Annotated in this window: 6 protein-coding genes; 1 reads left to right on the forward strand and 5 read right to left on the reverse strand. The window is 73.6% G+C overall.

Features of this window, described 5'->3' with window-relative positions; translation table 11 throughout:
* Positions 1-3: 3 nt before the first annotated feature.
* Positions 4-732 (reverse strand): hypothetical protein, encoded by a 729-nt coding sequence (locus HPY23_RS12030; RefSeq protein ID WP_091891226.1) that lies wholly within the window; start codon positions 730-732, stop codon positions 4-6.
* A gap of 236 nt (positions 733-968) precedes the next feature.
* Here HPY23_RS12030 and HPY23_RS12035 point away from each other — a divergent pair, with 236 nt between their 5' ends.
* Entirely contained in the window at positions 969-1,208 is a 240-nt protein-coding gene (locus HPY23_RS12035) for a DUF6894 family protein (RefSeq protein WP_091891229.1), read from the forward strand.
* Positions 1,209-1,290: 82 nt separating this feature from the next.
* On the opposite strand, the gene HPY23_RS12040 is transcribed toward HPY23_RS12035, so the two are convergent.
* From HPY23_RS12040 to HPY23_RS33555, 4 genes are all read right to left on the reverse strand, one after another.
* Positions 1,291-2,133 (reverse strand): transporter substrate-binding domain-containing protein, encoded by an 843-nt coding sequence (locus tag HPY23_RS12040; RefSeq protein ID WP_091891232.1) that lies wholly within the window; start codon positions 2,131-2,133, stop codon positions 1,291-1,293.
* 179 nt (positions 2,134-2,312) lie between these two features.
* Positions 2,313-3,182 (reverse strand): TIGR02285 family protein, encoded by an 870-nt coding sequence (locus tag HPY23_RS12045; protein ID WP_091891235.1) that lies wholly within the window; start codon positions 3,180-3,182, stop codon positions 2,313-2,315.
* A 207-nt stretch (positions 3,183-3,389) separates the two neighbouring features.
* Positions 3,390-5,240, reverse strand: a complete 1,851-nt coding sequence (locus HPY23_RS12050) for a glycoside hydrolase family 15 protein (protein ID WP_091891238.1) — start codon at positions 5,238-5,240, stop codon at positions 3,390-3,392.
* A gap of 201 nt (positions 5,241-5,441) precedes the next feature.
* A partial coding sequence (locus tag HPY23_RS33555) for a heparinase II/III domain-containing protein (RefSeq protein ID WP_200649609.1) occupies positions 5,442-7,100 on the reverse strand: 1,659 nt, incomplete at its 5' end.

Here is a 7,100-nt window from a genome sequence, read left to right on the forward strand (position 1 = left end):
CAGTCACGCCGGGGTGTGGGCCGGCGCACGCCGCTGGGTTTTCGCGGCCTCGAGCCGCATTCCGGCTTCCTCAGGGGCGAGGGCCTGGGCCTGTCGGCCAAGGCACGCGGCCTCGTCGAGGATCGTCACGGCCTCGGCCCAGGCGCCGGGCCAGAACAGGGCAGCCGCCTCCGCCGCATCGGCGGCCGTGCGGGCGTCGATCTCGGCGGCGAACAGCGCGGCTCGGGCCGCTGCCGCCGCCCGGGCACCCCGTACCCAAGTGCCGTTGCGGCCCGCGGCCTCGGCCAGTGAGCCGGCCGACCAGGCGGCGTGACGGGCGACCGTCACGGCCCGATCCAGCTCGCCCGCCGACCGGCAGGCGGTGGCATGCTGCGCCAGCCCCGCCCGTTCCAGCACCGGCGGCAGCAGGCGGCGCACGCCCTGCAGCACGAGATGGGCCGTGCGCGCCTCCTCGATCGCCGGGTCGTCGGCCGAGCCGGCGAGCCGGAGCACGAACGCCATCAGCCGCGGCCGCTCGTCGTCCGGCATCGCGTCGTTGAGGCCGAGCGCGTAGGCCGCGAGCGGGACGGAGAAGCAGGGCGGGCAATCCGCCGAGGAGCGGATTGCCCGGTAGGGCAGCCCCGCCGCCACCACGGCCGCCTCGTTGATGCAGGTGCCGCCGTCCGGTCCCGGGAAGGCGTGCGACCCCGGCAGGAGCCGCCAGTTCAGGATGGAATCGAACAGGCCGGACAACGGTGCCTCCCGCCGGAAGGTCGCGATCGATGCGGTGCATCGGCAACGGGAAGGAATCTGGCAGGAATCCCGGGCCGCGGCGAGCCGTCCCCCGCCACGATTCCGCCGCCCGACGGCGCACGGCCCGTCGCCGCGGCGCCCTGCGACACCGCGTCATGGCCCTTGGCGGATGGGCATATCAGAACATATAGTGAACATTAACGACCGTGGGCGAGCGGCGACGAGAGAGGAACGGCATGACGCGCTACCGCTTCCATTGCACCAACGGCTCGGAATGCATCCTGGATGCCGAGGGCAGCCTCGTGCGCGGCCCGGGCGCCCTCGCCCGCCGCGCCCGGCAGATCGCCGCAGCAGCGATGGCCAGCCTCGACCCGGGCGACGACGGGGCCGGATGGCGGGTGAGCGTGCACGACCTGGGCGGCCGCCAGGTCTGGGTCGAGCCCTTCGCCGTGCAGGGGACGGCACTGGCGGCGTGACGGTGCGCCGTGCCCGGCGATGCGGAGCCGACGGCTCCGCCGCGCGGGCGCCCGGCCAAACCATGCCCGGAGGCGTCCCGGTTCAGTCGCTGGCCAGGAACGAATCGTAGACGGCGCGGATACGCGGCAGGTCCGCCTCCGCCGCCCAGGCCTCGACGATGCTCCGGTAGGCCGGACTCGCCCGTTCCTCGGCCAGCACCGCGTCGATGCGGGCCACCACCTCGCGCCCCCAGGGGGTGCCGGCACACATCACCCGGGGAAAGACCGGTTCCTGGTTCTCTTCCGCGAACGGCAGGCCCACGAAGGCATCCGGCGCCCCGAGCGCCTGGGCGTGATAGGTCGCGATGCTGGAGAACTCGACGAGGTAGTCGAGGCGGCCGTTCAGCAGCATCCTGAACGCCTCGCCGAACTCCGAATAGGTCTGGCTCGGCGGATACTGGCGAAACAGCGCATCGGCCGCCGGGGCGATGGCGCGGTCGCGCAGCACGCTCGTGCGCAACGAGCGATGCTCGGTCAGCAGTTTCCGCAGGGAGAGCGGGCCGAGGGCCTCGAAGCGGGCGCGGTTCTCCGCGCGTACGACGATGCGCAGGGGATAGAACATCGCCACCGGCCGCGAGAACACCGCGAAGCTCTCGCGCTCGGGCGTCTTCACGCCGCCGACGAAGCACCATTCCTCGCCGCTCTTGAGCGAGGCGAGGACGCGTGGGAACGGCACGAGCATGGTGAAATGGCTGTAGTCGGTCAGGCGGGCGGTCAGCAGTCGGCGGATCCGGTCGGAGATGCCGTTGTCGCGGTTCTCGCCATCGACGATCGTGTACGGCGCCGCGCCGAACACCGACCAGGTGATCTGCTTGCCCTCGGCCCGCGCCGATCCGGCCAGCGCGAGCGCCAGGAACAGACCGGCAAGACCGCACCGTTTCACCATGACGTATCTCGTACAATCCTCGACCGGTCTTTGGTCGATGCAGCCAGCGCCGTCGAGATCACGTGAAAAGGTGCGTGATCGCGGTCAGTGCAAGACGATCTCGCATGGCGAGCCTTTGCAAAATCATAATGTCGGACCGCGACGCCGAGCCTGCCCCGACCGTACGCTCGCGTTCCGGCTCAGTCGCTCGCCAGGAAGGCGTCGTAGACGGCGCGGATGCGCGGCTGGTCCTCCTCGGCCGCCCAGGCCTCGACGATCTCGCGGTAGTCCGGACGCGGCCGCGCGGTCTCCAGCACGGCGTCGATGCGCCCCACCACCTCGCGGCCCCACGGCGTGGCCGGGCACATCACCCGGGCGAAGACCGGCTCCGGGCTCTCCGCGAACGGCAGGCCGACGAAGGCGCCCGGCTCGGCGACCTGACGCGCGTTGTAGGCCGCGATGCTGGAGAAATCGACGAGGTAGTCGAGCCGGTCGCTTCGCAGCATCCGGTAGGCCTCGACGAAGCGGGCGTAGGTCTGCCCCGGCGGATGCTGCCGGAAGAGCTCGTCCACCGCCGGCGCGATGGCGCGGTCGCGCAGCACGCTGGTGCGCAAGGCGCGGTGCTCCGTGAGCAGGCTGCGCAGGGACAGCGGACCCAGCGCCTCGAACTGCGCCCGCTTCGCGGCCGGGACGAAGATCCGCAGCGGGTAGAACATCGCCACCGGGCGCGAGAACGCCGCGAAGGCCTCGCGCTCGGGCGTCTTCACCCCGCCGACGAAGCACCATTCCTCGCCGATCCTGAGCGCGGAGACGATGCGCGGGAACGGCACCGTGACGTGGGCGACGGCGTAGTCCGGCAGCCGGGCGGTCAGGAGTTGGCGGATCCGGTCGAAGACGCCGCGGCCCCGGTTCTCGCCCTCGACGATCGTGAAGGGCGGCGCGTCGTAGAGCGACCAGGTGATCTGCTTGGTGGCTTGATGCGTAACCTGCACGTCCCCGGCCCGTGCCGAGGCCGGAAGGGCGAGTCCGAGCGCGACCAGCAGACCCGCGAGACCGCGCCGCTTTCCCATGATGACTACCAACGCCGTCCATCGACCCGTCGTCGACGAATGGCGGCTCGCCTTCAAGATCGGGTTAATCGCACGCTCGATCGTCTGAAGATCGTGCCGGCCTGCAGTCTTGCGATCAAGACTTTGTGTCAGGCTTTGGACGATCCGTCGCCACGGGCCTGCCCCGCGGCATGGCGGGCGGAGGAGCCGCTTCCCCTACCCCTGCCCCTACCCCTCCCCCTCCCCCTCCGGCGGCACGATCCACGGCACCCGGCGCCAGCGGGTTTCGCGCAGGGTGCGATCGGCATAGGTGCCGGCCACCGCCGTGCGCCCGCCCTGGGCGGCGAGGTCGAGGACGAGGGCGCTGTGGATGAAGGCGAGGTGGCTGAAGGCCTGCGGGAAGTTGCCGAGGAACGTGCGGTCCTCCGCCACCTCCTCGGCGTAGAGGCCGAGGTCGTTCTGGAGCGCCCGCAGGGCGTCGAAGCGGGTCTGCGCCTCCTCGGTCCGGCCGAGCCAGGCCAGCGCGTCGACGAGCCAGAAGGCGCAGATCAGGAAGGTGCCCTCGTGGCCCGGCAGCCCGTCGTCGTTGCGGTAGCGATAGACCAGCGGACCGTGGCCGAGGCGATCGATCACCACCTCGACCGTGCGGGAAAAGACCGCCTCGTCGACCGGGAAGCCGACCATCGGGGCGATGAGCAGCGCGGCGTCGGGATCGTCGGCGCCGACATATTGCGGGTAGTAGCCGTCGCGGGGATGCACGCCCTCGCCGTTGACCCGGGCGACGATGGCGTCCCGCGCCTCGCACCAGTGCGGCCGCTCGCCGAAGAGCCGGATGGCGCGGTCGACCGCGACCCAGTTCATGATCGCGGCGTGCAGGTAGTGCTCCTCGGGCTTCCGCGGCTCCCACAGGCCGGCATCCTTCTCGTGCCAGTGGGCGGCGGCGAAGTCGGCGAGGCGAACCGCCTGGCGCTCCATCGCCCCGGGGATCGTGCCGCCGAGGCTCCGGTACATGTGGAGCAGGTCGAGCACCTGGCCGTAGGCGTCGCCCTGGTGCTGCTCGGCGGCCTCGTTGCCGTAGCGGACCGGGGCGCTGCCGCGCCAGCCCTCGAAATGCGTCGCCTCGTGCTCGGTGAGGTCGGTCTCGCCGGCGATGGCGTAGAGGGGCTTGAGGCCGCCCTCGTCGCGCTCGGCGAGCGTGCCGACGAAGCGGAAGAACGCTTCCGCCTCCGCCACCATGCCGAATTTCTTCAGCACGTAGAAGGACAGGCAGGCGTCGCGGATCCAGCAGAACCGGTAGTCCCAGTTGCGGATGCCGCCGATCTCCTCCGGCAGCGAGGTGGTGGCCGCCGCCACGATGGCGCCGGACGGCGCGTAGGTCAGGGCCTTGAGGGTGAGCGCGCTGCGCAGGAGCTGGTCGGCGAGCGGCCCGTCATAGGCGGCGCCGGCCGACCAGCCGGCCCAGGCCCGGCGCGCCGTCTCCATCAGGGCGCGGGGGCGCAGGGTCTTGGCGTCGCCCGCGCCGCCGGGATAGAGCGCGAAGGCCTGCTCGTCCCCGTGCTCGATCGTGAACAGCGCCACCGCCTCGGCGCCCTCGATCGCGAGCGGCAGGTCGGCGATCAGGTCCGGCAGGCCATCGGCCCCGGCGCCGCCCGGGATCGCCCTCAGCGTCGGAAAGGTCTCGGAGAAGCCGGCGAGCGGCCGGTAGACCATCCGCATCGGCACCCGGCCGGAGACGCCGGAGACGAGGCGCACGAGGCACGGCAGCGTCCGCCCGGCCTCCGGGGCCAGCATCACGTCGTGGACGGTCGCCGCCCCGGTGGCGCAGGTGAAGGTGGTCTCCAGGATGTTGGTGCCGGGCAGGTAGAGCCGGGCGCTCTCGGACGGGATGTCGGGCGAGAGCGCGAAGAAGCCGCCGCGTGTGCGGTCGAGGAGGCGCGAGAAGACCGGGGCCGCGTCGAAGCGCTCGAGGCAGGCCCAGTCGATCGAGCCGTCGCGGGCGACGAGGGCGCAGCCGTGGCAGTTGCTGACGAGCCCGTAGGCCTCGATGGGCTGGTAGGGCCGCGCGTCCGGATCGTGCATCGGGAAAGGGCTCGGGCGAGAGGGGGCTGGCCCGCCCGGGCGGGCCCGGGGCCGGCGAGCCGCTTCCCTCCTCCCGCGCCCGGCATGACCCAGCGTCGCCGGGACGACCGTGAGACCCCGCCCCGTGTTCCCGACCGCACGAGGAAATATTTCCGCGGATGAAGCGGCGCCGACAACCGTGCGCGCCGGGGTCCCGGGGCTTCAGGCCTGCATCAGGAACCGCGTCAGCTCGTCCCGGGCCAGGATGCGGGCGAGCGAATCCTCGGCCGGGCCGTCGACCGCCACCAGCAGGCCGCCGCAGGCCGTGCCGCGGCCCGCCACCGCGTAGGACAGGGTGCAGGCGGGGGCCAGCGTCCCGGGCTGGCCGACGACGAAGCCCTGCATCGTGCCGGGCCGGTCGCCGCGGGCGATCGCCGCCTCGAGCCCCGCCACCCGGCCCGCGATGGCGAACGGCACCAGGCCGAGGCGCCGGCCGGCCTGGCGGGCCTGCACCCGGCGCGGTCCCTCGACGGCGACGAGGGTCTCGGGCGCCAAGTGGGCGAAGGCCCGGATCGTCAGGCTGCCGTGATCGAGGGCGGTGACGCGGTCGATCACCGCGAGGCCCGAGAGGTCGTGCGGCAGCACGAAGACCCGCAGATGGCGATAGCCCGGCCCGTGCACGGTGGTCTCGATCGCGTGGGCGGTGGCGCCCGGCAGGGCGAGGCTGCCGCGGTGGAGGCCGTACCCGGCCACCGGCTCGCGCCCCTCGACCACCGCGACGTTGTGGGCGCGGGCCGAGAGCAGGTAGTGGCGCGAGGCCCCGGCCTCGACCTGCTCCGAGCCGCCGGCCTCGACGATCCAGCGGGTCGAGCCGGCGGCGTAGACGTAGGAGCCGCAATCGGCGTGGCCCTGGGGCGAGGTCTCGGCGAAGGTGCAGGCGAAGTGCGACCAGCCCCGCCCAGCGGCCTCGTGGCGAGCCGTCAGGGTGTCGGGCAGGAGCATCGTCGAGGCGGTGGCGGGCCCGGCCGCGGCGGGGCGCTGCGCCACCAGCCCGCCGGTGCCGCGCAGCCGGGCGATCCAGGAGGCCTCGTCGGCACCCGTAAACACCTCGCCGAAGGGCGGCAGCCGGCCGGCGGGATCGAGGAGGCCGGCGAGCTCGGCCAGTGTCGCCTCGGTGCGGGCGGCGACGAGGGGGCCGGGGGCGGCGGGCCCGAGGGCGTCCCGCAGGGCGTGGCCGAGGGTGGCGAGGTCGAGGCGGCGGTGGAGCGAGGATTCGGCGAAGCGGCCGTCCTCGGGCAGCAGGGCCGGCACCCCGTCGCGCAGGCTCTCGCGGGCGAGCGCCTCCCAGTGGCCGGCGAGCGGCAGGCGCGGCAGCGCCCGGGCGATGGCCAGCAGCGCGGCGGCGGCCTGGAGCTGGTGGAGGCTCCGCCCGAAGGTGTTCTGCCCGACGATCTCGGCGAGCGCGAAGCCGTGGCGCACCGCCTCGCCGGTGAGGACCGGCGCCGCGGCCCCGGCGCCCGGCAGGGCGAGGAGCCCGATCCAGACCTCGGCCCGGGGAAGCAGCGCGCCCGGATGCAGGCTCAACGGGTCGGCCGGCTGACCCCACGGGTTGGCCCGCGACCAGGCCTGGGCGAGGCCGAGCGCCCGGCCCGGCGCCGGCTCGGCGAGGGCGAGGAGCCACGTCAACGACTGGTAGGCGAGGCGCCAGGGCACGGCGCGGACGGGGGCGGCCCGGAACGGGTCCTCGTCGAAGTCCGGCCGGTCGGGCAAGGCCCAGTCGGGGCAGCCGGCGAGCCGCAGGACGAGGCCGCCATCGGGCCGCAGGGCGACCGGGCGCTCGCCCTCCCCGCGCAGCTGGCGCGCGCGGGCGAGCGGCAGCGC

The organism is Methylobacterium ajmalii, assembly GCF_016613415.1.
GTDB classification, from domain to species: domain Bacteria; phylum Pseudomonadota; class Alphaproteobacteria; order Rhizobiales; family Beijerinckiaceae; genus Methylobacterium; species Methylobacterium ajmalii.